The 25,711-nt window shown below is 71.9% G+C and carries 25 protein-coding genes and 2 pseudogenes; 10 read left to right on the forward strand and 17 right to left on the reverse strand.

Annotated features, from left to right (window positions below; all coding sequences use genetic code 11):
- Positions 1-55: 55 nt before the first annotated feature.
- The 6 genes from ACN27F_RS11560 to ACN27F_RS11585 form a co-directional block, all read right to left on the reverse strand.
- Positions 56-907, reverse strand: a complete 852-nt coding sequence (locus ACN27F_RS11560) for a sirohydrochlorin chelatase (protein WP_421433281.1) — start codon at positions 905-907, stop codon at positions 56-58.
- Positions 889-1,653: a phosphoadenylyl-sulfate reductase gene (locus ACN27F_RS11565; RefSeq protein ID WP_421433282.1), complete on the reverse strand. Its 765-nt coding sequence runs from the start codon at positions 1,651-1,653 to the stop codon at positions 889-891. The genes ACN27F_RS11560 and ACN27F_RS11565 overlap by 19 nt, the downstream gene beginning before the upstream one ends.
- Positions 1,650-1,811 carry a hypothetical protein gene (locus ACN27F_RS11570; RefSeq protein WP_421433283.1) on the reverse strand — a complete coding sequence of 54 codons (162 nt, stop codon included), beginning with the start codon at positions 1,809-1,811 and terminating at the stop codon, positions 1,650-1,652. Before ACN27F_RS11570 ends, ACN27F_RS11565 begins: the two co-directional genes overlap by 4 nt.
- A 22-nt stretch (positions 1,812-1,833) precedes the next feature.
- Complete coding sequence (locus ACN27F_RS11575) at positions 1,834-3,525, reverse strand: nitrite/sulfite reductase (RefSeq protein ID WP_421433284.1); 1,692 nt, start codon at positions 3,523-3,525, stop codon at positions 1,834-1,836.
- 325 nt (positions 3,526-3,850) lie between these two features.
- Entirely contained in the window at positions 3,851-5,368 is a 1,518-nt protein-coding gene (locus ACN27F_RS11580; protein ID WP_421433285.1) for a sensor histidine kinase, read from the reverse strand.
- 41 nt (positions 5,369-5,409) lie between these two features.
- Positions 5,410-6,429: an SIS domain-containing protein gene (locus tag ACN27F_RS11585; protein WP_421440128.1), complete on the reverse strand. Its 1,020-nt coding sequence runs from the start codon at positions 6,427-6,429 to the stop codon at positions 5,410-5,412.
- Between the two features lie 314 nt (positions 6,430-6,743).
- Here ACN27F_RS11585 and ACN27F_RS11590 point away from each other — a divergent pair, with 314 nt between their 5' ends.
- Positions 6,744-8,477 (forward strand): tetratricopeptide repeat protein, encoded by a 1,734-nt coding sequence (locus ACN27F_RS11590; RefSeq protein ID WP_421440130.1) that lies wholly within the window; start codon positions 6,744-6,746, stop codon positions 8,475-8,477.
- 56 nt (positions 8,478-8,533) lie between these two features.
- On the opposite strand, the gene ACN27F_RS11595 is transcribed toward ACN27F_RS11590, so the two are convergent.
- The gene (locus ACN27F_RS11595) at positions 8,534-8,749 is read right to left on the reverse strand and encodes a biotin/lipoyl-binding carrier protein (protein ID WP_421433286.1); all 216 of its coding nucleotides are present in this window, start codon (positions 8,747-8,749) and stop codon (positions 8,534-8,536) included.
- A gap of 142 nt (positions 8,750-8,891) precedes the next feature.
- Here ACN27F_RS11595 and ACN27F_RS11600 point away from each other — a divergent pair, with 142 nt between their 5' ends.
- On the forward strand, positions 8,892-8,966 hold the full coding sequence (locus ACN27F_RS11600; RefSeq protein ID WP_369814844.1) for a 50S ribosomal protein bL37: 75 nt from the start codon (positions 8,892-8,894) through the stop codon (positions 8,964-8,966).
- 61 nt (positions 8,967-9,027) lie between these two features.
- Here ACN27F_RS11600 and rsrA read toward each other — a convergent pair whose 3' ends face one another.
- From rsrA to ACN27F_RS11625, 5 genes are all read right to left on the reverse strand, one after another.
- Positions 9,028-9,312, reverse strand: a complete 285-nt coding sequence (gene rsrA / locus ACN27F_RS11605) for a mycothiol system anti-sigma-R factor (protein WP_421440132.1) — start codon at positions 9,310-9,312, stop codon at positions 9,028-9,030.
- Positions 9,313-9,317: 5 nt separating this feature from the next.
- Complete coding sequence (locus ACN27F_RS11610) at positions 9,318-10,130, reverse strand: sigma-70 family RNA polymerase sigma factor (RefSeq protein WP_421433287.1); 813 nt, start codon at positions 10,128-10,130, stop codon at positions 9,318-9,320.
- Between the two features lie 388 nt (positions 10,131-10,518).
- Positions 10,519-11,160 (reverse strand): alpha/beta family hydrolase, encoded by a 642-nt coding sequence (locus ACN27F_RS11615; protein WP_421433288.1) that lies wholly within the window; start codon positions 11,158-11,160, stop codon positions 10,519-10,521.
- Positions 11,157-11,549 (reverse strand): WhiB family transcriptional regulator, encoded by a 393-nt coding sequence (locus ACN27F_RS11620; RefSeq protein ID WP_421433289.1) that lies wholly within the window; start codon positions 11,547-11,549, stop codon positions 11,157-11,159. The genes ACN27F_RS11615 and ACN27F_RS11620 overlap by 4 nt, the downstream gene beginning before the upstream one ends.
- 250 nt (positions 11,550-11,799) lie before the next feature.
- Positions 11,800-12,570, reverse strand: a complete 771-nt coding sequence (locus ACN27F_RS11625) for an SOS response-associated peptidase (RefSeq protein ID WP_421433290.1) — start codon at positions 12,568-12,570, stop codon at positions 11,800-11,802.
- Positions 12,571-12,618: 48 nt separating this feature from the next.
- Between ACN27F_RS11625 and aroA the strand changes: the two genes are divergently transcribed.
- The 4 genes and pseudogenes from aroA to ACN27F_RS11645 form a co-directional block, all read left to right on the forward strand.
- On the forward strand, positions 12,619-13,938 hold the full coding sequence (aroA, locus tag ACN27F_RS11630) for a 3-phosphoshikimate 1-carboxyvinyltransferase (protein WP_421433291.1): 1,320 nt from the start codon (positions 12,619-12,621) through the stop codon (positions 13,936-13,938).
- Positions 13,939-14,145: 207 nt separating this feature from the next.
- Positions 14,146-15,123, forward strand: a complete 978-nt coding sequence (gene rsgA / locus ACN27F_RS11635; RefSeq protein WP_421433292.1) for a ribosome small subunit-dependent GTPase A — start codon at positions 14,146-14,148, stop codon at positions 15,121-15,123.
- Between the two features lie 92 nt (positions 15,124-15,215).
- Positions 15,216-16,031 carry a histidinol-phosphatase gene (hisN, locus tag ACN27F_RS11640; RefSeq protein ID WP_421433293.1) on the forward strand — a complete coding sequence of 272 codons (816 nt, stop codon included), beginning with the start codon at positions 15,216-15,218 and terminating at the stop codon, positions 16,029-16,031.
- A gap of 110 nt (positions 16,032-16,141) precedes the next feature.
- A pseudogene (locus tag ACN27F_RS11645) lies at positions 16,142-17,047 on the forward strand (hypothetical protein); the annotation flags it as partial.
- Here the strand turns inward: ACN27F_RS11645 and ACN27F_RS11650 are convergent.
- Positions 17,029-18,408 carry a glycosyltransferase gene (locus ACN27F_RS11650; protein ID WP_421433294.1) on the reverse strand — a complete coding sequence of 460 codons (1,380 nt, stop codon included), beginning with the start codon at positions 18,406-18,408 and terminating at the stop codon, positions 17,029-17,031. The pseudogene ACN27F_RS11645 and the gene ACN27F_RS11650 sit on opposite strands and share 19 nt — an antisense overlap.
- Positions 18,409-18,625: 217 nt before the next feature.
- Between ACN27F_RS11650 and ACN27F_RS11655 the strand changes: the two genes are divergently transcribed.
- The gene (locus ACN27F_RS11655) at positions 18,626-19,105 is read left to right on the forward strand and encodes a hypothetical protein (protein WP_421433296.1); all 480 of its coding nucleotides are present in this window, start codon (positions 18,626-18,628) and stop codon (positions 19,103-19,105) included.
- Between the two features lie 9 nt (positions 19,106-19,114).
- Entirely contained in the window at positions 19,115-19,699 is a 585-nt protein-coding gene (locus ACN27F_RS11660; RefSeq protein WP_421433297.1) for a DUF5709 domain-containing protein, read from the forward strand.
- A 12-nt stretch (positions 19,700-19,711) separates the two neighbouring features.
- Here ACN27F_RS11660 and ACN27F_RS11665 read toward each other — a convergent pair whose 3' ends face one another.
- Both ACN27F_RS11665 and macS read right to left on the reverse strand, forming a co-directional pair.
- Complete coding sequence (locus ACN27F_RS11665; RefSeq protein WP_421440134.1) at positions 19,712-20,341, reverse strand: response regulator; 630 nt, start codon at positions 20,339-20,341, stop codon at positions 19,712-19,714.
- Between the two features lie 81 nt (positions 20,342-20,422).
- Positions 20,423-21,664: a MacS family sensor histidine kinase gene (gene macS, locus ACN27F_RS11670; protein WP_421433298.1), complete on the reverse strand. Its 1,242-nt coding sequence runs from the start codon at positions 21,662-21,664 to the stop codon at positions 20,423-20,425.
- 137 nt (positions 21,665-21,801) lie between these two features.
- Here macS and ACN27F_RS11675 point away from each other — a divergent pair.
- Positions 21,802-22,252 (forward strand): annotated as a pseudogene (locus tag ACN27F_RS11675) (ATP-binding protein); the annotation flags it as partial.
- Positions 22,253-22,321: 69 nt separating this feature from the next.
- Here ACN27F_RS11675 and ACN27F_RS11680 read toward each other — a convergent pair.
- Complete coding sequence (locus ACN27F_RS11680) at positions 22,322-23,260, reverse strand: ribose-phosphate diphosphokinase (RefSeq protein WP_421433299.1); 939 nt, start codon at positions 23,258-23,260, stop codon at positions 22,322-22,324.
- 138 nt (positions 23,261-23,398) lie between these two features.
- Here ACN27F_RS11680 and ACN27F_RS11685 point away from each other — a divergent pair, with 138 nt between their 5' ends.
- Positions 23,399-24,688, forward strand: coding sequence for a lectin (locus tag ACN27F_RS11685; RefSeq protein WP_421433301.1), 1,290 nt, complete (start codon positions 23,399-23,401; stop codon positions 24,686-24,688).
- A gap of 25 nt (positions 24,689-24,713) precedes the next feature.
- Here ACN27F_RS11685 and ACN27F_RS11690 read toward each other — a convergent pair whose 3' ends face one another.
- On the reverse strand, positions 24,714-25,688 hold the full coding sequence (locus ACN27F_RS11690) for an acetylxylan esterase (RefSeq protein WP_421433302.1): 975 nt from the start codon (positions 25,686-25,688) through the stop codon (positions 24,714-24,716).
- Positions 25,689-25,711 lie beyond the last annotated feature (23 nt).

Genomic DNA, 25,711 nt, shown 5'->3' on the forward strand with positions numbered 1-25,711 from the left:
CGACGCCCCGGAGTCAGCTCCGGGGCGTCTCGCGTTGTCCAGGGAACCCGCCGGATCAGCAGGCCGGCACCGGCAGAGCCGCTTGGTCGATCCGGCACAGCACCAGTCGGGCCACTTCGGCGGCACCGGCCAGCGGAGCGGCGACGTGCCGCACACCGGCCCCCCGGGCCGACCCCACCGCCGTGTCGAAAAGCAGTCCCGGCGCCAGGAAGTAGGCCGCCAGTGCCACCCGCCGGGCACCTGCCGACCGCAGCGTGCGAACGACCGTACCGGTGCTCGGCGGTGAGGCCGACGCGTAGCCGGCGGCGCACGGCACGGCGAGCGCGGCACCGAGTGCCGCAGCCGCGGCAGCGACGGTACGCCGGGCCGGCTCCGACCGGGTACCCGCCGCGGCCAGCACCACCGCGTCCCAGCCGGATCCCGCCTCGGCGAGCCGCCGACGCAACCCGGCCACCAGCAACGGATCCACGGTGCCGGCGCCGACCGCCGGCCCGAGTACGCCGGTGAGGGTGACCGGCATCCGCAGCCCGTCGAGTCGGGCCGCCCGCACCACCTGCGGAACGTCTACTCGCCCGTGGAACGCCTCGGTCAACAGCAGCGGCACCACCGTCGCCCGGTCGTACCCGGCGGCCTGCAGATCGGCGAGCACCGCGCCCGGCCGGGCCCCGGCGTGGTCCAGGTAGGCGGCCCGTACGTCGACCCCGGGGCGGGCCGCGGCCACCGAGCGCACCAGCGACCTGGTGGCCGCCGCCGCCCGCGGGTCCCGGCTGCCGTGCGCCACGAGCACGATCGGATCCGTCGCGGCGCGGGCGGATCCGGCCGGCGGCGAACCGGACGCTTCGGGCCCGACCAGCACAGATCCGGCTGTCCCGGACCCGAACGGGCCGATCATGCGTGCAGGCCGCACTCGGTTTTGTCGAACATCGCCCACCGCCCGGCCCGGGGATCCTCCCCGGCGGTGGTCCGCCGGGTACACGGCCAGCAGCCGATCGAGGTGTAGCCCTGCCGGAACAGCTCGTTGACCGGCACGGTCCACCGGGAGACATAGGCGTCCACGTCGGCCTGGGTCCAGGCGGCGATCGGGTTGACCTTGACCCGGCCGCGCCGGGCGTCGAAGCCGACCACCGGGGTGTTGACCCGGGTCGGCGACTCGTCGCGGCGCAACCCGGCCGCCCAGGCGTCGTAGTCGCCCAACGCCCGCTCCAGCGGCTCGACCTTGCGCAGCGCGCAGCACTCGTCCGGAGCCCGGTTGAACAACCGTGGACCGTACTCGCCGTCCTGCTGGCCCACGGTCATCCGGGGCCGGATCGACCGGACGGTGACCGGCATCGTGGCGGCCACCTGGTCGCGGACCCGCAGTGTCTCCGGAAAATGCAGCCCGGTGTCCAGAAACACCACGTCGACGCCAGGGGCGACCCGGGAGGCCAGGTGCGCCAGCACTCCGTCGGCCATCGAACTGGTGAGGCAGAACCGGTCGCCGAAGGTGTCCGCCGCCCACCGGACGATCTCCTCGGCCGGGGCGTCGGCCAGCTCACGGCCGGCCCGCTCGGCGAGCGCCCGCAGCTCGGCGGGGCTACGACGGGTCGGCGGGCGCTCGGCCATCGGGCCGATCCGGACCAGATTCAGATCAGCGGCGAGGACCGGGGCCATCATGACCTCACCTGCCGGGCCAGCAGCCCGGTGAACGTGACGGTGAAGACCCGGGCGCAGGCGTGGCACTCCCACCCGGTGTGCGCCCCCTCGTGCGGGCGCAGATCCTCCTCGCCGCAGTACGGGCAGTAGAGCGGTGCCGCGCGTGTCTCGGCGCTCATGATCGCACCTCACCTCGCTCGTTCATCGCAACTCCTCCTCGTCGGCCCGCACGACCCAGTGGGCGAACGTCTCGCCGTCGGCGCGAGCGGCCAGGTAGCGGCGGACCACGCGTTCGACGTACTCGGGAAGCTCGTCCGCGGTGGTCTTCAGGCCGCGGACCTTGCGGCCGAACCCGGCGGTCTGTCCCTGGGCCATGCCGAGACCACCGCCGAGATGGATCTGGTAGCCCTCCACCTGGTTGCCGTCCGGGCCGACCACCAGCTGACCCTTGAGTCCGATGTCGGCGACCTGGGTGCGGGCGCAGGCGTTGGGGCACCCGTTGATGTGGATCGAGATGTCGGTGCCGTCGTCGAGGCCGGCCGTGGCCAGCCGTTGTTCGAGGCGCTCGACCAGGTCCGCGCCGCGCTTTTTGGTCTCGACGATGGCGAGCTTGCAGTACTCGATCCCGGTGCAGGCCATGGTGCCCCGTCGCCAGGTCGACGGACGGGCCTGCAACCCGATCGCCCGCATCCCGTCGACCAGTGACTCGACCCGCTGCGGCGCGATGTCCAGCACCAGCAACTTCTGGTACGGGGTGAGCCGCACCCGGTCCGAACCGTGCTCGGCGGCCAGCTCGGCCAGGGCGGCGAGCTGGCTGCCGGAGACCCGGCCGACCACCGGGGCGGCGCCGACGTAGCGCCGGCCGTCGGCCTGGTCGTGCACGCCGACGTGGTCGATCGGCTTGTCCGGCAGCTGCGGCGCCGGTCCGTCCAACAGGGTCCGGCCGAGGTACTCCTTCTCCAGCACCTGCCGGAACTTCTCCGGACCCCAGTCGGCGACCAGAAACTTCAACCGGGCGCGGTGCCGCAGCCGGCGGTAACCGTAGTCGCGGAAGATGCCGACGACTCCCGCCCAGACGTCCGGCACCTCGGACAGCGGCACCCACACCCCGAGTCGCTTGGCGATCATCGGGTTGGTGGAGAGCCCACCGCCGACCCACAGGTCGAACCCGGGGCCGTGGTCGGGGTGGTCGACACCGACGAAGGAGATGTCGTTGACCTCGTACGGGGTGTCGGCCAGCCAGGAGATCGACGACTTGAACTTGCGGGGCAGGTTGGAGAACTCCGTGCTGCCCACGTACCGCCGGATGATCTCGTCGATCGCCGGGGTGGGGTCGACCTTCTCGGTGGCGGCGACGCCGGCGACCGGGCTGCCGAGCACGATCCGCGGGCAGTCGCCGCACGCCTCGGTGGTCTGCAGGCCGACGGCTTCGAGCGCCCGCCAGATGGCCGGCATGTCCTCGACCCGGATCCAGTGCAGCTGGATGTTCTGCCGGTCGGTGATGTCGGCGGTGTCGCGCGCGTACCGCTGCGAGATGTCGGCGATGGTCCGCAGCTGGGCCAGGTTGAGCTGACCACCGTCGATGCGCACCCGGAGCATGAAGTACTCGTCTTCCAGCTCGTGTGGCTCCAGCACGGCGGTGCGCCCGCCGTCGATGCCCGCCTTGCGCTGGGTGTAGAGGCCCCACCAGCGGAACCGGCCGCGCAGGTCGGCCGGATCGATCGAGGCGAACCCGCGGTGGGCGTAGATGTTCTCGATGCGGGCTCGGACGTTGAGCGGATCATCGTCCTTCTTGTTCCGCTCGTTGGGGTTGAGCGGCTCGCGGTGCCCGAGCGCCCACTGTCCCTCACCACGCCGGCGGCCGGGTCGGGTCGGGGTGCTGCTGCGCGCCATCGCGGCGTCCTCCGTGTCTACGTATCGATCGCGTCTACGTATCGATCAGTTTCGAATAAGCGGCACGGACGCCGGGGCCATCTCAGATGGCCGGACTCAGGCTGGAGCTAGGCCGGCGCGGATGCCGCCCGGAACACAAAAAAGGTCGGGCGTACTCAGCCGGCCGGACAGATGGCGCTGCGGACGCGTCCGTAGTCGACGTGGCGGCGGGCCACGAAGCGGCGCTCAACGGCAGCGGTCATGTACGGTATGCTGCCACATCCGTACTGCGCAGGCCAGGAAACCAGCGCCGGCATCCCACATGACGGGCGCCGGGTGACCGGCCTCACCTGCGGCCGAGCGGCACCACCAGGACCGCCTCGGTGCCGCCCTCGGCGCGATTACGCAGCTCGATGCTTCCCCGCAGTTCGCCGGTGGCAAGCGCCCGGACGATCTGCAGTCCGAGCCGGCTCCCGGCGTCGGCGTCGAAGTCGGCCGGCAGCCCCTGGCCGTTGTCGGCCACTGTCACGTGCAGCTGTTTGCGGAGCCGTTGCACGGTCATCACCACCCGGGCGCCGGGCCAGGCCACGTCGGCCGGCTCGGCGGGGGGCGGAAACCCGTGCTCGACCGCGTTGAGCAGCAGTTCGTTGAGCACCATCACCAGCGAGGTGGCGATCTCGGCGGGCAGTACGCCGAAGCTGCCCGCCCGGTGCATCGCCACACTGATCTCGGTGCTGGCCACCTCGGTGGCCGCGCTGGCCACCCGGTCGACGATGCCGTCGAACTCGACCGCCTCGTCGCTGGACATCGACAGCGTCTCGTGCACCAGAGCGATGGAGGCGACCCGGCGTACCGATTCCTCCAGGGCGGCCCGCGCGCTCGGCTGCTCCACCCGGCGGGCCTGCAGCCGCAGCAGCGCGGCGACCGTCTGCAGATTGTTCTTCACCCGGTGGTGGATCTCCCGGATGGTGGCGTCCTTGGTGATCAGCGCCCGGTCCCGGCGACGTACCTCGGTGGTGTCGCGGACCAGCACCAGGGCGCCGATCGGCACGCCGGCGGGCATCAACGGCAGGGCCCGGGTGAGCATGGCGGCGCCGCGTGCGTCGATCTCCTTGCGGGCCGGAGCCTCGCCACGCAGCGAGGCCAGGAAACGGTTCGCCACGTCGGTGCCGTCCAGCGGATCGTCGGCGAGTCGGTGGACCAGCACGGCCAGGTCCTCGCCGACCAGGTGCGCGGAGAACCCGAGCCGACGGAACGCCGACTGGGCGTTCGGGCTGGCGTAGGTGACCTTGCCGCTGGCGTCCAGCCGGATCAGCCCGTCACCGACGCGGGGCGCGGAGGTGGTCTCCCCGGGATGGCGCACCGGCGGGAAGGTCCCGTCGGCGACCATCTGGGCCAGGTCGTCCGCGGTGGTCAGGTAGTTGAGTTCGAGCTGGCTGGGGGTTCGCGCGGTGGACAGGTTGGTGTCCCGGCCGATCACGGCGATCACCCGCCCCGTTTCGCCGGCGGCGTCGCGTAGCCGCACCGGCATGGCCTCGTGCCGGGCCGGGGTGTTGCCGTACCAGACGGGATCGCCCTCCCGCCAGATCCGGCCCTGGGCGTACGCGATGGTCAGGTGCGCGATCTCCGGGCCGTCCACCGTCCGGCCGACCTGATCGTCCTGGTACGCCGTGGGCGCCGTGGTCGGACGTACCTGGGCCACGCACAGGAACGAGCCGCCCGCCGCCACCGGCACCCACAGCAGCAGATCGGCGAAGGACAGGTCGGACAACAGCTGCCACTCCCCGGCCAGCCGGTGCAGGTGGTCGATGTCGACCGGGCGCAGCGAGGTGTGCTCTTCGACGAGATCGCGCAGGGTGGACACACCCGTAGCCTGCCATGCGCGGGGTCAGCCCGGCAGGTCCGTCACCGGGTCGCGGTCACCTTGGCCAGCCCACGCGGGGTGTCCGGATCCTCGCCGCGGGCCAGGGCGAGGGCCAGCGCCAGCCGTTGTGCCGGCAGGATGTCCAGCATCGGGGCGTACCTCTCGTCCACCCGCGGTAGCACGATCCCGGTGCCACCGGCACCGATGGTGAGTACGTCGGCCCGCCGCTCGCCGAGGCGACGTAGCACCTCGCGCATGGCCGCGCCACCCGGGCCGGAGCCGACGACGGCCAGCACCGGCACGTCCGGATCGGCCATGGCGAGTGGGCCGTGCAGCAGGTCCGCACCGGAGAAGGCCAACGCCGGCAGGTAGGAGGTCTCCATCAGTTTGAGCGCGGTCTCCCGGGCCGTCGGGTAGGCGTACCCCCGGCCGGTGGTGACCAACTGGGCGGCGAAGCGGTAACGCGGCGCGAGGTCGGTGGCCGCGCGGTCGGCCAGGACCTCGTCGGCCAGCCCGGGCAGGGTGTCCAACGCCGCCCGTTCGGCCGCCGGTAGCCGGCCGTCGCCGCAGCGGATGCCCTCGATGAGCATCAGCAGGGCGAGCAGTTCCGCGGTGTACGTCTTGGTCGCGGCGACCGCCCGTTCGTGACCGGCCGCGATGTCCACGTGGAACTCGGCGGCTTGCGCCAGGGCCGAGTCGGGGTTGTTGGTGACCGCCAGGGTCAACGCCCGTTGGGCCCGAGCGACCTGCAGCACCTCGGCCAGGTCCGGCGAGCCACCGCTCTGGCTGACGCCGATGACGAGCGCGTGCCGCAGGTCCGGCCGGGCGCCGAAGAGGGTGATCGCGCTCGGCGAGGCGAGGCCGGCGGGCAACCCGAGCCGGATCTCGGTGAGGTACGCCGCGTACAGCGCGGCGTGGTCGGAGGTGCCACGGGCGGTGAACACGACATGCCGAGGCTGGTGTCGGGCGACGGCCGCCGCCACGGTCGCGATCGCGCCGGCCTGGTCGGATTCGAGCAGCCGGGCGTATCCGGCCGGCTGCTCGGCGATGTCGGCGGCCATTCCGGCTCCCGGCTGCGCCGGTCCGACCGCAGCACCTGGCGGGTTCCCGTCTCCCGGTTGACTCACGGCGCCTCCCCAGTTTCCGCGTCCACCGAACGCTGCGCATTGCCGCTCGAATTCTGCTCATTCTTGCACGTTGTAGCACCAAAGATCAACCAAACAAGCAGTAACGCGCAGGGTACGACGAATCGCGCTCCGTGCCCTAGGCTGCCGGAGCCAAGGGGGGACGATCACGCTGCGAGGATCGGAAGAACGTGTCCGAGGGACTGCACGACCCACGCCTGGCCGCCGAGGGTGAGCTGGCGCTGGCTCGGATGGCGCTGGCGGAGGGCGACTACCGACATGCCGCCGACCACGTCGCCGGAGCCATCACCCATGCCCCGACCATGCCGGAAGTTCACGAGATGCTCACCCGGCTGGCAGCGCGTACGGCCGGCGGTCTCGACCTGTTCCCGTTGGAGGAACACGTCTTCATCGGTGCCGTCGTCGCCCGGGCACACCTGCTGGCCGCCGCGGGGCGCCCCGGTGAGGGCCTGGAACTGCTCGCCGCGGCCACCGGCCACACGCCGACGATGGACTGGGCCGGGGTGCCCTGGATCAGCGCCGCGGAGTTGCCTGACCGGGTCGACCCCGACCAGATAGCCATCGTACTCATGCAGATCTGCGCGAGCGTGCCCGATCCGGTGCCGGTCACCGACCGCCGGCCGCTGCTGCCGTACCTGCGGCTCGCCGAGCACGCCACGGCCGCGCACGCCGAGCACGGGCTTCTGCTCGGTGCCAGTTCAGCGCTGGCCCGCCGGCTCGGCGAGATCGGCATCGCACTCGACTGGGCGGTGCAGGGGGTCCAGGCCGAACCGTCCAAACTGGCCGAGGTCTGGCTCGGATACGCGTACCGCAGCGCGGGTCGCACCGGTGACGCGATCGCCGCGCTGCGGCGCGCCAGTGCGCACGACCCGGACGACCTGTCGATCTACGCCGACATCGCCGGCACGCTGGCCGACGCCGGGCGGCTCGACGCCGCGCTCGACTGGATCGACCAGGCGCTGATCCGCAACCCGACGTTCGACTGCGCGGTGCACACCGCGCACCGACTGCGCTTCCGGCGCGACGGCGACCTGAGCCACCTGATCGCGCTCGCGGACTTCCAGCGCGATCATCCGGACGACACCCACGAACACCACGACCTGGCCGAATGCTGCCACGACCGGCCGTGGCTGTCCCGGCTACCGGCCGCTGGCGGGACCGTGGTCGCCACCATCGAACGGGCGCTCACCCGCGGCCAGGTGCCGAGCCGGTTGTCGCTGCGGCACCCGGAACCGCCCAGCGCGATGCGGCTGCTGGACGCTGCCTTCCCGGGACTGCCGGTCACCGTCGAGCGGACCCCGACGCCCGACCCACGGCAGCCACGGCGCACCTCGGTACGGGAATTGTGGCGCTACGCTGGTTGGCAGCCGGACCCGGCGCTGGAGCATCCGTCCGCCCAGGCCTGCGAGCGCATCCGGCAGGTGGCACGCCCCGGATGGCAGCACCCGCCGGGGGCCTACGACGACGCGGTCGCGTTGGCCACCCTCGACGTGGACGACCTGCTCGGCCTGCTGGTCCATCCGCCACCGCCCGACGATGCCACCGTCGACCCGGCTGGTTGGCTGCGGTGCGTGCAGGTATGGGCGTGTCTGGGCATGCTGCATCACCGCACCGACGAGGCCTGGCCAGGCTCGACCAGGCGCCGGGTTCTCGTCGACGTCGCCTGGGGCGTCGAGGACTGGGCCGCCGAAGCCGCGCTCTTCGCGCTGGTCACGGCTGCCTGGGTGGATCCGGCGGTACGCCCGGACGTGGCCCGGGTGGTCGCGGAACGGCTGACCGACGCGGTGGAGGTGGCCGGTCATCGGAGCATGCCGATCCTACGGTCGTTGGGACATCTGGCTCTGGCCACACCGGAACTGGATCCGGACACGGCGGCCACCGCTCGGCGGGTCGTCGGCCGATCGGCCCGGATCCCGCGCCAGCGCCGCCCCGGGCTGCTCCGCCGGCTGCTCGGTCGGCCGTGACCCGCTGACCCGCCGGCAGTGACCAGCCGGCAGTAGCCGCTCAGCAGCGACCGGGCCTACTCGATGACCGCGATCAGATCGCCCTCCTGCACCACGTCGCCTTCGTCGACCGCGAGTCGGGCCACCACGCCGTCGCGCTCGACGATCACCGGAATCTCCATCTTCATGGACTCCAGGATCACCAGGGTGTCCCCGTCCGCGACGGTGTCACCAGCGGTGACCACCACCTTCCAGACGTTCGCCACCATCTCGGCCCGGATCTCCTCGGCCATCGCCGCCCTCCCTCATCCACCGACGCGATGTGGGAACGGTATCCAACAATGTGCCCACCACGCATGCCGGTCACCGGGCCGGCCTAGCATCAACTCTGTCAGCTCCCGGTCCACGGGAGGTTTCGTCCCGACGGGAGGACAGATGGCCAAGAAGTCACGCAAGAAGAAGGCCCGCAAGAAGAGCGCGGCCAACCACGGCAAGCGCCCCAACTCCTGAGTCGTCGCCGCTCGTCGGGGCGGGATCCGATGGTCCCGACCCGGCGGGCAGGCACGAGCTGTCAGTCCGGCAGGTACTCCCGTGAATCGCCTTCGAAGACGAACTCGCTGAGCCTGGCCCGCAGTCGGTCGCGCAACTCGGCCGGCGCGATCTCCTTGCCGCAACACCGCGCGACGAGCGCCTTGACCTCCTGCTCGATGCCGTACTCGCGCAGGCAGCGCGAGCATTCGTCGAGGTGGTGGCGGATCAGCCGGCGCCGCTCGTCGGCGCACTCCAGGTCCAGGTAGAGGTAGACCTCGGCGAGCACCTGACGGCAGTCCTGGTCGAATGAGTCACCGCCTTGCACGATTGTCACACCTCCTGGCGGGCTGCGGTGGAGTTGGTCGACCGGGCACGGTTGAGCCCGCGATCGGCGGCATAACGCTCCAGCATGCCACGCAGGTTCCGCCGGCCACGGTGCAACCGGGACATTACCGTCCCGATCGGAGTGCCCATGATGTCAGCGATCTCCTTGTAGGAGAAGCCTTCGACGTCCGCGAGGTAGACCGCGAGTCGGAACTCCTCGGGCAGCTGCTGCAGGGCGTTCTTGACGTCGCTGTCGGGAAGGCGTTCCAAGGCCTCGGTCTCGGCCGACTTGAGCCCGCTCGACGTGTGCGACTCGGCGGCGGCGAGCTGCCAGTCGGTGATCTCCTCGGTGGGGGCCTGCACCGGCTGGCGCTGGCGCCGACGATAGGAGTTGATGTAGGTGTTGGTCAGGATGCGGTAGAGCCAGGCCTTGAGGTTGGTGCCCTCCTCGAACTGGTGGAAGGCGGAGTACGCCTTGAGGAACGTCTCCTGCACCAGGTCCTCGGCATCGGCCGGGTTACGGGTCATCCGCAACCCCGCCGCGTACAACTGGTCGACGAAGGGCAGCGCGTCGCGTTCGAACCGCGCACGCCGATCGTCTGTCCGCTCGGATCGGGTCAACCCCTTGTCCCCCCTCGACTGTCCCGCCGAGGATACGCGGAAAACCTGACCCGTAGACGTGCTTCGGCCAGGTGTGCCCGCGCTCACCGATCGCGACACTGCCGCGTCTGCGGATCGTCGGGCAGTCGACGACCCGGTCGACGACCCGGTCGACGGCCACGACGAGTCACCGGTGGCGAGCCGCGCCGCCAGCCACACGTCAGGTGACCAATCGGTCGCGTTTCGCAGATCCGGTCGGACTGCCGACCGACCAACCAGCCCGGTCCCGCCCTGTATGTCGGCTCGCACCGGTTCACCCCTTCTCGCAGATCGCTCCTGCGGGGTTGTAACGCCGGCCGGGTACGGCGGCATTCCGCACATCGCGGCCTGCCGGTCCCGGGGTGACCTGGCCCGCGCCGCGTTCACCGGCCGGCCTTCCGCCGCGCCTCCCGGCTCCGTACGCGGTGGTTCCGGAACCGGGAGGGGCCTGGGAGGCTCCGCGGTGGTGTAGCCACTGCGGCGTTCGGGCGGGTGCCCGCGGCACCGCGCCCACCGGATGCAACGAGGTCCGGGGGGATCAGACACGGACACCGGCTACGGACACCGGTCAGCGACGTGCCCAGCCGTGCCGGGCCAGCCAGTCGACCGCCACCTCGGCCAGTCCGGCGGGGTCGCCCCGCAGGTCGTGCCGCTCCCCCCGGCGGATCACCACGTCCCGCTGCGGGCCAGCGGCCGGTACGCCGAACGGATCGCGGTCGCCGTTGATCACCAGGGTCGGTCGGTCGGTACGTAACTCGTCCGCCCGGGAACGCTGCGGGCGGCCCGGCGGGTGGAGCGGAAACGCCAGGGCGATGACACCGGCGGCCCCGACAGCCGCAGCGCTGCGGCAGGCGACCCGGGCGCCGCTGGAACGACCGCCGACGATCAACGGTGGCGGATCCTCGAACCGGGCGAGGATGCCGACGACGACGGCGTGCCAGGCCTCGTCCAACTGCTGGGCGGGCGCCGGAGCCCGACGACCGGCGACCCGGTAGGGCTGGGTGACCCGGGCGACCGCGACGGCGGCCCGGACGGCGGCGGCACGCAGGGCCACCAGATCCGCCGCGGTGACGTCGCCGCCGGCACCGTGCCCCAGCACGAGCAGGCTCGCCGGTGGCGCCAGCGGCGTCACCAGGTCGATCCGGGCCGGCCCGCGCGGTGTGTCCACAAGCTGGGCGCCGGTCGGCCCATCGGCTGCGGCCCGGGTCAACTCAGTGGGACCAGGCTCAACAGCCGGTCGCGCACCGGTGGGCCGGACTCGGCCGGCGGCGGCGTGTCAGGCCCGGCCCCGCCTTGCCAGGCCACCAGCATCGCCCGGCGTTCCCGTGGTGTGGTCGCCCCCCACACGCCATGGCTGTCACCGGCATCGAGTGCCCACGCCAGGCACGGACCCTGCACCTGACATGTCCGGCAGAGCGCCACCGCCGCGTCGGCCGGTTCGCTCGGCGCCGGGAAGAACGTCTCCGGGTCGACGCTCTGGCAGACGCCTCGGGTCCGCCAGGCCTCGTCCAGCCGACGTTCCGCCAGCGCCCTGAGCAGCCTGGGGTCGCGGCGCGCGGCGGCTACCTCGTGCGGGCGAGGCATTCGCGCCCGAGTCATTTACCCACCTCCCCCGTGGGATGATAGACATTGATCAAAGTCGCTAGATTGGGTCGAATCAAATTCCACTGTCGGCGCTGGTTTCTATCGCACTTCGCCGGGGGCAGACAAGAGGTAGCATCGATTCTGGGAAAAATACGGCCCGGCGATTCGGTCCCAACTCTGGCAAACCTCCGCCTGAGTATCGGACCGATCACGTTTGGTGATCCCCGCTCTGCCCCACGTGAGTGGGAGCGGTACCATGGCGCGGTCAGAAAAGTACGGACTGGCCGGCGTCGTCTGGCCCGTTCATCGCCCCTCGCGGAGTCACCCGTTGCACCAGCTCGACGCCGTTGTTCCGGACGTTGCCGACGGCCGGGCCCACCGGCCGGATCTCGATGCCGTCGAGAAAATCCCGATCGGGCGGCGCAAGCGACGCACTGCCATCCACATCCGGGTCGAGCCATTCCGACCAGCGATCAGGCGGCAGCAACAGCGGCATTCGATCATGAACGTCGGCCAACCGGCCGTCCGCCACGGTGGTAATGACGCTACTGGTGATCAACGGTTCGTCCCGTCCCCAGACCGACCAGATGCCGGCGAAGGCGAGCACCTGGCCGCTCGCCGATGCCATGAAGTACGCCTGGGCGCCGGCCCGTCGACCACCGGCCGGGCGGACCCACTCGTACCATCCGTCCGCCGGGACCAGACAGCGACGCCGGGCAAAGGACGGGGCGAACGCCCGACTGGTGGCGACCGTCTCCGCCCTGGCGTTGATCATGCGCGCGCCGGATCTGGCGTCGCTGGCCCACGGCGGGACCAGACCCCACCGGGCGACGGTGAGCACCCGTCCCACGGCTGCCTCCGCGTCGGTGTCGTCACCCGCATCGGCCCCGGCACGTCGGGACAGCCGTACGATCGGCACCGGATCGGTCGGTGCCACGTTGTAGTCCGCCGTCAACGACGCACCGGTGTCGTCGGCCGCTTCGAAGATCGAGCTCAGATCCGCCGAGCTGCGCGTAGTCGCGTACCGCCCGCACATGCCGACCAGGTTAGTCGGCGATCCGGCGTCACTTGGCACACTGTACGGGTGCCCGAAGCCAACAGTCCCGAGCCCTACGAACCCTGGCCCGCGCCCACCGCCGCCGGCGGCGTCCACCTCTCGGTACGCCTGCCCGGGTCCAAGTCGATGACCGCACGCGCGCTGGTGCTCAGTGCGCTCGGCGACACGGCCGGCACCGTCACCCGGCCGTTGCGGGCCCGGGACACCGTGCTGATGGCCGCCGGGCTGGCCGCGATGGGCACCGGCGTGGACACCACCGCGACGCGGCAGTGGCAGGTGCGACCCGCGCCGCTGCGTGGTCCGGCTCACGTCGACGTCGGACTGGCCGGCACCATCATGCGGTTCCTGCCGGCGGTCGCCGGCCTGGCCGACGGTCCGGTCACCTTCGCCGGCGATCCGGCCGCCCATGCCCGTCCGCTCGGCCCGCTGCTCGACGGGCTGCGCTCACTCGGCCTGCGCATCGACGCGGCACCCGGCGGCGGCCTGCCGATCACCGTGTCCGGCCGTGGGCGGATCGCCGGCGGCGAGGTCACCGTCGATGCTTCCAAGTCCAGTCAGTTCGTCTCCGGCCTGCTGCTGGCCGCGCCCCGGTTCGACCGGGGGATCCTGGTCCGGCACGTCGGTCCGCCGCTGCCGTCCGCCCCGCACGTGCGGATGACCGTACGGATGCTGCGGGCCGCCGGTGCGACGGTGGACGACGTGGCGGCGCACACCTGGCGGGTCGAGCCGGGCGACCTGCACGGCCGGGACTGGCCGATCGAGCCCGACCTGTCCGGGGCGCTGCCGTTCTTCGCCGCCGCGCTGGTCACCGGCGGCACGGTCACCTTGCGTGATCTGCCGGTCGAGAGCGCCCAACCGGTGGCACAACTGATCGGGCTGATCGAAAGACTCGGCGGGCAGGCCACGGCCGGGCCGGACGGATTGACCGTACGCGGCACCGGCACCATCCATGGCATCGACGCCGATCTGCGCGACGTGAGCGAGCTGACCCCGGTGCTGGCGGCGCTGGCGGCGCTGGCCGACGCGCCGTCGCGGCTGACCGGCGTGGCGCACATCCGCGGACACGAGACCGACCGCATCGCGGCGCTCGCCGCCGAACTGGGCGGGCTCGGTGCCGAGGTGACCGAACTGCCGGACGGGTTGCAGATCGACCCCAAGCCGCTGCACGGCGGCCCGTTCCGCACCTACGACGACCACCGGATGGCCCACGCGGCGGCGGTACTCGGGCTGGCGGTACCCGGTATCACCCTCACCGACGTGGCGTGCACGTCCAAGACCCTGCCGGAGTTTCCGGCACTATGGTCGACGATGGCGGCCGACGCCGGTGCGGGCGAGGCGCGGCGGTAGCTCGGCGGCCGACCGTGGCGGCCATCAGCAACCAGCGGTAGCGCTCCGGCCGCCGGAGCGAACGCACGCGGAAGGGAGCGTCTCCTGGCCGGCAGGCGCAGGGAGTACGACGAGGACGACGTACGGGTCCGCCCGCAACGGTCCTCCCGTCCGCGCACCCGCACCCGGCCTGCGCACTCCGACGCCGTCGACGGGTTCGTCGTCGCGGTGGACCGGGGCCGCTACGGCTGCGTGCTCAACGGGTCGGCCGTCCCGGACCCGGGGCCCGGGCCGGTTGCGATGGTGACCGCGATGCGGGCCCGGGAACTGGGCCGCCGGTCCGTCGTGGTCGGCGACCGGGTCAGCCTGGTCGGCGACGTGTCCGGCACGGCCGGGGCCCTCGCCCGCATCGTGCGGATCGCCGAGCGCGTCTCGGTGCTGCGTCGCACCGCGGATGACGACGACACCACCCCGCAGGGACGGCTCGAACGGGTGGTGGTGGCGAACGCCGACCTGCTGGTGATCGTCAGCGCGCTGGCGGACCCGCCACCCCGGACCGGATTCATCGACCGTTGCCTGGTCGCCGCGTACGACGCCGGGATCGACCCGCTGCTCTGCCTGACCAAGGCCGATCTGGCCAGCGCGGAACCGGTGATCGGTTACTACCGTGATCTTGACCTCGATCACGTGCTGTGCCGGCCCGGTAGCGACCTCACCGAGTTGCGCGGGCGCCTCGCCGGACGACTGTCGGTGCTGGTGGGACACTCCGGCGTCGGCAAGAGCACGCTGGTCAACCGGCTCGTGCCGCAGGCCGTACGGGCGGTCGGTCGGGTCAGTGCCATCGGCCGGGGCCGGCACACCTCGTCCAGCGCGGTGGCGTTGCGGCTGCCCCGGCTGGAGCCGACGTCGGCGGGACCGGAGCCGGGGTGGATCGTCGACACCCCGGGCGTACGCAGCTTCGGGCTCGCCCACGTGTCCGCCGACAGTCTGCTGCACGGCTTCCCCGATCTGGTCGACGGCACTCTGGCCTGCCCGCCGAACTGCGAGCACACCACCGACGCCGAGGGTTGCCAACTGGCCGACTGGGTGGTTGCCGGCAACGCGGACCCGCGCCGGCTGGCATCGTTCCGGCGGCTGTTGGACTCCAGGGCGGGCGAACTCGACACGCCGGACGCGCCGGACACGCCGACGGAGCGCCCTGGCTGAGGCAGCCCGGCTGATCGCCGGACGCGGTACGGTGATCTATACGCGGCGGGAGGTCCGACCATTGCGCTGGGTAATCGGATACCTTTCCCGCCATGGCCCGGTACGCCGACGATCTCTCCCTCGCCCACCTGCTCGCCGACACCGCAGACTCGATCTCGATGGCCCGGTTCCGCTCCCTCGACCTGGCCGTGACGGCGAAACCGGACCTCACACCCGTGTCTGACGCGGATACCGCCGTGGAGAAGGCGCTGCGCTCGACACTCGCCCGTACCCGCCCACGCGACGGGGTGCTCGGCGAGGAGTTCGGGGCGTCGGTGGCGGCGGCCGGCCCGGGCAACCGCCAGTGGGTGATCGACCCGATCGACGGCACCAAGAACTTCATCCGGGGCGTGCCGATCTGGGCCACCCTGATCGCCCTGATGGAGGCCGACCAGCCCGTCGTCGGGCTGGTCTCCGCTCCGGCGCTGGGCCGCCGCTGGTGGGCGGCGACCGGACACGGCGCGTACGCCGGTCGGCACACCGCCGCGGCCACTCCGATCCGGGTCTCCGGGGTACGTCGGCTGGCGGACGCCAGTTTCTGCTACTCGTCGCTGACCAGCTGGGAGGAGTCGGGGCGGCTGGACGCGATGCTGGACATCATGCGTTCCGTGTGGCGCAGCCGCGCGTACGGCGACTTCTACGGCTACATGCTGGTCGCGGAGGGTGCGGTCGACGCGATGGTGGAGCCCGAGCTGTCCCTGTGGGATCTCGCCGCGCTGATCCCGATCGTCACCGAGGCCGGGGGCACCTTCACCGACCTGACCGGTCGCCCCGGCCCGGCCGGTGGCAGCGCGGTGGCCAGCAACGGCCGGCTGCACTCCGACCTGCTGCACCGCCTCGACCGCACCTCCCCGACGATCTTGGACTGATCGACGGACAAAACAGAGATTTCTTCGCGATAAGCCCAAGATCGTCGAAGGTGGGGGCGACCGTCTATCCTCGCCGGGTGACGTCGACCGGATGGTGTTTCCTCGCGGCGATGGTCGCCACCTACGGCCTGGCCCACCTGTTCCAGGCGATCGCCGCCGCCCGTACGACGGTCCGCCACTGCTTCGACCCCGGGCTGCTGCTGCGGCTGGCCCGGCACCGGGTCTACCTGGTCGGCATCGGCTGCCAGATCGCCGCATTCGTGCTGGCCTTCCTTGCCCGGCGATACCTGCCGCTGTTCCTGGTCCAGGCGAGTGTGGCCGCCGCGCTCGGGGTGACGGCGCTACTCGGCGTCCTGGTGCTGAACTGGCGGCTCCCTCGCACCGAGGTCATCCTGCTGGTCCTGCTGCTGATCGGGGTGATCGCGCTCGTCGTCGCGGCTCAGCCGGCGCCGGCGCACCCGTTGGGGCCACGGGCGGTCCTCGCGCTCACCGGCGCCACCGGCGTCATCGCGGCGACTAGCGCGGTCGCGGCCCGGGTGCCGGGTCCGGCCGGCTCGGTCCTACTCGGACTGCTCGCCGGCTTCGCCTTCTCCGCTGCGGCGATCGCCTCCCGACCGTTGGCCGGCGCCGCCTCGTACCGGGAATTCTTCACCGAACCGCTGCTCTACCTGCTGATCACGCACTCAGCCATCGGCCAGTGGCTGATCGGTCTGGCGATGCAGCGGGGCTCGGTGACCGCCGCGATCGCGGCGATGGACGCCGCCGGCGCCGTCCCGGCGGCGATCGCCGGGCTGCTGCTGCTCGGCGACAAGATCTGGCCCGGCCGTGAGTGGCTGGCCGCAGCCGGCTTCCTGATCACCCTGGTGGCGGTGGTCGGCCTGGCCCGGTTCGCCGCAGCGCAACACCACCCCGCGCCGACCGCGACCCGGGCAGCCGATTCGACACCGGCAGGCGGCCCGACAGCAGCGGCCGACCAGCGGCAAGCGGCCAGCCTGGCTCAGGCGGCACGGGCCGGTGTGACCGTCGACGCGGCGGACGCCGCGGTCGCTTCCGCGGCCTCGATCGCGGCCAGATCGATCTCTATGTCGACCGGTTCGATCGAGTCGCCGTCGGGCAGTGGCGCCGCCGAACTGGATCCGGCCGGGACCAGCGGTCCCCGCAGCCCGATCACCCGCTGGTAGAGCCGCTCCGTCGCCGCCGCGGCCCGCTCCCAGCCGTACCGGCACCGGATCCGGTCGACCGCGGCGTGACCGTAGGCGAAGCGCTCCGCCTCACTGGCAAGCAGCCGACGTAGCGTGACCCCGAGTGCCCGCACGTCGCCGACCGGAACCAGGCAGCCGGTGACGGCATCGACCACACAATCGGCCACGCCGCCGTGTGCGTACCCGACGACCGGAATACCGCAGGCCATCGCTTCCAGCGCGACGGTGCCCGACGGTGCGTACCGGGCGGTGCAGGCGACCACGTCCACCGACCGGTACAGCTGCGGCATCTCCGCAGCGGGTACCGCGCCGACCAACTCCACCTGGTCGGCGACCGCGCACCGCTGGGCCAACTCGCGCAGCCGCCTCGCCGCGGGGTGACCGTTCAGCGCCGCCCGGGACGGACCGCCGGCGATCAGCAGGTCGACGTCGCTGGCAAGGCGCAGCGCCCGGATCACGTCCTCGTGGCCGTACCCCGGGGTGAGGTCACCGACGGCGAGCACCCGACGACGACGGCGCTGCGGCGGATCGCTGTCCGGGGTGAACCTCGCCGTGTCGATCCCTGGCGGGATCATCACCACCGACGCCCGGTCCCGGCCCATCCGGGCCAGTTCCTCGACCTCGTCGGTGCACTGCGCGACCGCCGCGTCGACCACCCGGCTGAGCGCGCGTTCCAGCGGAATCCGGACCTGCGGTCCACGGTACTCGGCACCGAGTTGGCGCTGCTGCTGACTGCCGATGCTGTGAAAGGTCTGGACCAGGGGGATTCCGGTCGGGCCGGTGGCCGCCGCAGCCGCCAGTCCGCCCGGCCAGAAGTGTCCGTGCACCAGGTCCGGGACCCACTGCCCGGCATCCCACTGCTCAGCCAGCCAGCGTCCCGCCTGGGGCAGGTCGGCGAGAAAGTCTCCGGTGGGCAGCGGGGCCGGCGGGCCTACCGGTATCAGCACCACCTGATAGCCGTCGTGCTCGCGGACCGCCGGTTCGTCCGGGGCCGTCCACCGCTGATACACCCGTACGTCGTGACCGAGCGCGACCAACTCGGCCGCGAGGCGGGCGATGTGCTGACCGGTGCCGGTCAATATCCGACCATCGGGGTCACGGTGTGCGGGGTCGCGATCTACGAGGTCACAGCCGATGGATACTCCACCGTGGGCGGACACCAGGCCGACACGCATCTGTCACCTCCGTTGCTCGTCACGGGTGGTAGCGGTTCTTTCTAACCGCTGCGATGGTGCGAATCTGCCGGTTCCGGCGAGCACCACCCTGGGGTGAGCGCAGATGGGTGAGGCGCGGGCGCGCACCCGGACGGTATGACCGGATCAAACCGGGGTACCCGTACGCATGGCAGCGACCAGGACACAGCGCCGCCGGATCCGCCCATCAGGTACGTCGGTGCAGATCGGGATGGCCCGACCCGGCACAGGCCGTCGGCTCACGCTGCTGCTGGCCGGCCTGGCGCTCGGCTACCTGGCCGGCCGACTGGCCGGCACCACGCGTCGCTGTGGACCGGCCAGCGGCGGACCGACCGGCAGCGGACCGACCGGCAGCGGACCGACCGGCAGTGTCCGGTCGGCGGGTGCGGGCCGGACAGCGGCGGCACCGGTGTGGGGCGAGGCCGCCCCGGTCCGTCCGGCGGTCCCTCCGGCCGGACAGCGGCCCGGCACAGACCTCGGCTACCACCCGGGACGGCACGCGGACGACGAGTTCGCGGCCGACACCGTGAGCGGGGCGTCGGCGACGACGCCGTCGCATCCGTACGAGGTGCCTCCCGGCCGGACCACGGCGACTCCTGCCGCGCCGGTCGGACAGCCGTCGTCGCCGGACGGTCGCCGCCCGCGCGGTGGCGTGTGTGGCGGCCGCGGTGACGGGTAATGGGACGGCATGCGCGAAGACGACTTCCCCAGGCCGGTTTCCGACACCGAGTCCGAAGGCATCCCGGAGACCGCGGATGACGACTCGACCGCGTACGACGACGTGCAGAGCGGGCGGGAGGCCGACGGTCCGGATCCGGAGACGATCCCGGTGGACTCGCCAGTGGCGGTCGACCATTTCGGCAACACCGCGCAGGAACAGCTCGACGGGGAATCGCTCGACTACAAGATCGCCCGGGAGGCGCTGGAGCGGCCGGTGACCGACCTGCTCGCCGGATCGGCGGACACCGCGCTGGGCGACGAGGCGGACAGCGAGGACGCGCAGCGCCAGGCGCAACGGGACGCGGACGTGCTCGATCCCGGTCCGTACTCGGACCCGCGCTCACCGGTGTCGGTGTACGACCATGGGCAGCTCGGCGACGGCGACGACGGGGCGCTGGTGGGCCGGCTCGTCGAGCCGGACGAAGGGGCGCACGTCGATGCCGAACCCGATTCGGTGGCGATGGACGCCGGAGCCGCCGGCGGCGGGGCGAGCGCGGAGGAGCTGGCCGTCCGTCCCACCCAGCCGCCGCCGGACCGGCCGGTCGAGCGCTGAGGCGGTCCGGCGCTACCCGTCGAGGCCCTGCTCGATCGCGTACCGGGTGAGTTCCACCCGGTTGTGCAGCTGCAGCTTGCCGAGGGTGTTCTGCACGTGATTCTGCACCGTACGGTGCGACAGTCCGAGCCGCTGCGCGATCTGCTTGTACGACAGCCCTTTGGCCACCAGGCGCAGCACCTCGGTTTCCCGATCGGTGAGCCGTGGGCGGTCGTCGCCCGGTTCCGGCGCGGCGGCCAGCCGGCGGTACTCGCCGAGCACCAGCCCGGCCAGCCCGGGGGTGAAAACGGCGTCACCCACGGCGGTACGACGTACCGCGTCCAGGAATTCAACCGGGCTGGCCGACTTGACCAGGTAGCCGGTGGCACCGGCCTTCACCGCGTCCAACACACTCTGCTGCTCGCCGCTGGCCGACAGCATCAGCACCCGTACTCCGGGTTGGGCGGCGAGCAGACCACTGATCACCTCGACACCGGACATGTCGGGCAGTTGTAGATCCAACACCACGACATGTGGTCGGGCGGCCGCGCAGATCCGGATCGCCTGGCGGCCCTCACCGGTAGTGGCCACGACATCGTGTCCGGCCTCAACGAGATCCCGGGCGACGCCCGCGCGCCACATCGGATGGTCATCGACCACCATCACCCGGATCGGCGCGGGCTGTTCCATCGACCGGGCACCGGCTGTCGGGTGCCGCTCGGCTTCCACGTCTGGCTCTCCTCGTCAGCCGGGCATCGGCCGCGGCACTCTCAGCTCGATCTCCGTGCCCTCGCCCGGCGCGGACACGATGCGTACCGTGCCTCCGAGTGCGGCTATCCGCCCCTGGATGGACTGGCTGACCCCGAGCCGGCCCTGAGCTGCGGCCTCGGCGAGCCGGCCGGGCCGGATACCGCACCCGTCGTCCCGGATCGACACGGTGATCGTGCCGTCTTCGTCTTCGAGCAGCAACCAGCCGCGGACATCGGGACCGCCGTGACGCGAGGCGTTGTCCAGCGCGGCGCCCACCGCCGCGTCCAGCTGGGCGGCCAGGTCGGCAGGCAGGTGCACCGGCTCGGCCGGCGCGGCCACCGACACCCGCGGCGAGGCATACCGGGTGATCACCGCGCGCAGGTCGGACACCGTCGCGGCCGACGGCGCCGGCCCGACCGGAACCGGCCCGACCGGAACCGGCCCGACCGGAACCTTGCCGGCCGAGACCTGCCCGACCGGCGGAACGGCGGCGAGCCGGCTGGTGACCAGGTTGCGTAGGGCCGATTCCTGCTCACCGGCGAGGCGGGCCAGTTCGCCTGCCTCGCCGTCGAGATGGGCACCCCGCCGGGCGACCATGGCGAGCACCTGCAGCACCGAATCGTGGATGTCCCTGGCCAGCCGCTCGCGCTCCCGGGTGGCAGCGGCCCACTCGCGGGTGGCCGCCTCCAGTTCGATCGCCCGCTGCAGCCGGTCCTCCGCGTCGACGATCAGCCGGGCGACGTGGCCGACGGCGATCCCGGCGAGCAGCATCAGCGCACCAGGAGTCACCGACGACTCGTTCAGGCGTTCCCGGACGGCGAGATCGGCGGCGGTGAGCACCAGGGCGGCGGTCGCCCCGAGCCGGCGCCCACCGGCGACGGCCCAGGCCAGCACCGGGCCGGCCAGCCAGGCCACGGCGAGGGTCGGCACCGCGTCGGCCAGCGCGGCCCGCCCGATTACCCACGGACTGACCAGCAACGGAGTCAGGCCGGCGAGCAGGTCCGCGACCAGCAACGGCCAGCGGCGCCACGCCGGGCGGGCGTACGCGTAGCTGGCCGCCACTGTCCAGCCGATCATGCCGAGCAGCACCGGAACCGCGGCGACCGGATGCGCGTAATCGCCGACGTTACGGGCGTAGAGCACCAGCACGTAGCCGAGGGCGGTGAACCGGAAGACGGTGATCGACCGCCAGAGCGGGACCAGCAGAGTGCCCGCCGGCGGGGAGCTCTGGTGCACCTGACGACCATGGCACATCAGGTACCGAGCGGCGACAATGGGCGGGCGGCCCAGCCGGGTCGATGTGCATTTCCCCACAGCTCAACGTAGGGTGAGAATGCCGCGAAAGCACCTTTCGACCAGCAGCCGGATGGGCCATGACCGATGCAGATCCTCCGTCATCGCGTACGGTCGTGCCTATCGGCCCGATAGATCTGCTCAGCGAGCGCTTCGACCGGGGCCAGGTCACTGACCTGCGGCACCGCGTCGCCTCGTGCGCCAGCGAGGCGGGCATGGGCGGCCAGCGGCTGGACGACTTCGTGCTCGCGGTCAACGAGCTGATCACCAATGCGGTACGCCACGGTGGCGGGCGCGGCTGGCTGCGCATGTGGCGCGAGGCGCAGTCGATGTTCTGTGAGGTCTCCGACAACGGTGACGGAATCGCCTCCGAGCAGTTGCGCAACCGGGACCGCCCGGCACCGAACACGGCTGGCGGTTGGGGGCTGTGGCTGACCGAACGACTGACCGACACCATGGCGGTCGCCACCGGGTCGGAGGGTACGAGCGTCCGGATCAGCCTGCGGTTGTCCGACACCGGCACCGGTTCCCCCGGGCGCCAGCCGGCCGGGCCGGCACCGCGCGGCTGACCGCCCCGCGGTTCGCACCGGGCACAGCGGCTCAGCTGAACAGCGCGCTCACCGACTCGCCGTTGTGGATGCGCCGCATCGCCTCGGCCAGTGCCGGCGCGACCGAGAGCACCTGCAGCTTGGGCACCTGCTTGGCGCTCGGGATCGGCACGGTGTTGGTGCAGACGATTTCCAGTACGCCGTCCTGATTGCTCAACCGGTCCAGCGCTCCACTGGCGAACAGACCATGGGTGCAGGCGATCCGGATCGACCGGACCTTGAGTTCACGCAGGTGATCGATGAGTTCGATCACCGTACTGCCCTTGGCGATCTCGTCGTCCAGGACGATCACGTCGCGGTCGGCGACGTCACCGATCACCGCGCTGATCTGCACCCGGTCGTCGCTGAACCGTTGCTTGGCGCCGGCGGCGACCGGGGTGCCGAGCATGCGCGCGAAGGCGGCGGCCTCCTTGGCGTTGCCCAGGTCGGGTGAGACGACCACGGAGTCGCTCAGGTCGTAGCCGTGGAAGTGGGCGGCGAGCTCCCGCAGCGCGTGCAGGTGATCGACGGGGACGCTGAAAAAGCCGTGCACCTGCGGCGAGTGCAGGGTCATCGCCAGGACCCGGTCCGCGCCGGCGGAGACCAGCAGGTCGGCGACGAGCCGGGCACCGATCGAGATCCTCGGCGCGTCCTTCTTGTCGGAGCGGGCGTACGCGTAGTGTGGCAGCACCACGGTGATCCGGCCGGCGGACGCGCCCCGGGCGGCGTCCAGCATCAGCAGCAACTCGACCAGATGCTCCTGCACCGGCGGGACCAGTGGCTGGATCAGGAACACGTCGCGTTCCCGGCAGTTCGCCTGCAGTTGGACCTCCAGGCAGTCGTTGGCGAACCGGGAGACCCGCACCGGGTGCAGCGGGACGTCGAGATGGGTGCAGATCTCGGCCGCCAGGTCGGGGTGGGCACTTCCGCTGAATACCGCAATGTCACGCACGGGGTGCATCGTAGGGCAGCCGCCACCAGGCCAGGCAACAGACCGAAAGCAGGTGAGAGCGCTCTATTGACATCAAGCTCATCAATCAGTAAACCTTGTTTCCAATTTTGCTGGTCGAGTCGAAAGCGATGATGCCGCATGTCCGAGCCACAGAGCCGCACGTCCAGACCATGCAGCCGCAACACGTCCAGGCGATTCCGCAGACTGATCGCGGTCGGCGCGACCGCGGCAGCCACCGCCGGCCTGCTGGCCCTGCCCTCCGGCGGCGGCACCGCCGCAGCCGCCCCGGGACCCCTCACCTGGTCCGACGAGTTCAACGGCGCCGCCGGCACCGCACCGGACGCGGCCAAGTGGCGACGTGACATCGGCGGCGGCGGTTGGGGCAACAACGAGCTGCAGTACTACACCGGCAGCACCGCCAACGCCGCGCACGACGGCAACGGCAACCTGGTCGTCACCGCCCGTCGGGAGAACCCGGCCGGCTACAACTGCTGGTACGGCAGCTGCCAGTACACCTCCGCGCGACTGCTCACCGCCGGCACCTTCACCCAGGCGTACGGGCGGTTCGAGGCCCGCATCAAGATTCCCCGCGGCCAGGGCATCTGGCCGGCGTTCTGGATGCTCGGCGACAACTTCGGTTCGGTCGGCTGGCCGGACAGCGGCGAGATCGACATCATGGAAAACATCGGCCGCGAGCCCGCCACCGTGCACGGCACCCTGCACGGCCCCGGCTACTCCGGCGGCGCTGCGGTGACCGGCAGCTACACGACGCCCGGCGGTCGCCCGCTCGCCGACGACTTCCACGTCTTCGCCGTCGACTGGGCACCGGACGCGATCACCTGGTCGGTCGACGGCACCGTCTACTCCCGCAAGACCGCCGCCGACCTGCGCGGCAACCGGTGGGTCTTCGACCACCCGTTCTTCATGATCCTCAACGTGGCGGTCGGCGGGAACTGGCCCGGCTCACCCGACGGCAGCACCAGCTTCCCGCAGCAGATGCTGGTCGACTACGTCCGGGTCTACGCCCACGACGACGGCGGCGGCACCGGCGGCGGCCAGATCACCGGCTACGGCGGCAAGTGCGTCGACGTCGCGGCGGCGAACACCGCCAACGGCACGCAGATCCAGCTCTACGACTGCAACGGCACCGCCGCCCAGCGCTGGACCTGGGCCGCCGACGGGTCGGTACGCGCGCTCGGCAAGTGCCTCGACGTCGCCGCCGGGGGCACCGCCAACGGCACCCGGGTGCAGCTGTACGACTGCAACGGCACCGCCGCCCAGCGGTGGGTGTTCTCCGCCGCCGGCGACATCGTCAACCCGCAGGCGAACAAGTGCCTCGACGCCACCGGGGTCAGCTCGGCCAACGGCACGCCGCTGCAGATCTGGGAGTGCGGCGGCGGCCCCAACCAGAAATGGCAGCGCTCCTGACCTGGTCCTGCGCCGGCCGCCCGGCTCAGCCGAACTGCTTCTGCACGAACTCCACCGCACGCTGATCGAAATGGGATCGGCCACCGTCGTGGCCGTCCCACTCGTACACCTCGATCTCCTTGGGCCCGGCGTAGGCGTTGTAGGCGGCGAACACGGTCGACGGCGGGCAGGTCTGGTCCATCAACGCGACGCTGAACAGCGCCGGCGCGCTCGCCCAGGGCACCAGGTGGGCGGCGTCGACGTAGTCGACCGTGGCCAGGGCGGCGGCGGCCCGCTCCGGCTGGATCCGGCAGAAACGGACCAACTCGTTGTACGGATCCGCGTCGGTGATCGTCACGGCGCGGCGGATGTGGCACAGGAACGGCACCCGGGACACCGTGGCGGCGACCCGGTCACCGGCCAACGCCGCAGCGGCCAGCGCCACGCCGCCGCCCTGGCTGGTGCCGACCACGGCCAGCCGCGACCCGTCCACCCCGGGCAGGTCAGGGGCGATCTCCACGGCCCGGACCGCGTCGGTGATCAGCCGGCGGTAGAAGTAGCTGGCCGGATCGAGCACGCCCCGGGTCAGGTAGCCGGAAGTGGCCGGGCCGGAGCCGTCCGGCCCGGCGTCCGGCGTGTCGCCGCCGCGCCAGGAGCCGCCCTGGCCACGGGTGTCCATCACCAGGTGGGCGAAGCCGGCGGCGGCCCACAGCAACCACTCGTGTGGGCGGCCCCGGCCGCCGCCGTACCCGATGAACTCGACCACGACCGGCAACGGCCCGGCGGCGGCGGCCGGGACGTTGAGCCAGGCCTTGATCTCCTGACCGGCGAAGCCGGTGAAGCTGACGTCGTACGTGGTGATCGCGCGCAACGGCGTGTCCACCGGGGTGGCCACCGGCTTGGCAGCCATCGACCGGGCGTCGGACAGCGTGTCGTCCCAGAACGCGCGCAGATCCGCCGGGGGTGACAGCTCAGGCTGATAGCGCCGCAGCTGATCGAGGGGGAGATCGAACCAGGCCATGGCCGGCACGGTACCAGCGCCAG

The sequence above is a fragment of the Solwaraspora sp. WMMB335 genome, from assembly GCF_049179075.1.
GTDB lineage: Bacteria > Actinomycetota > Actinomycetes > Mycobacteriales > Micromonosporaceae > Micromonospora_E.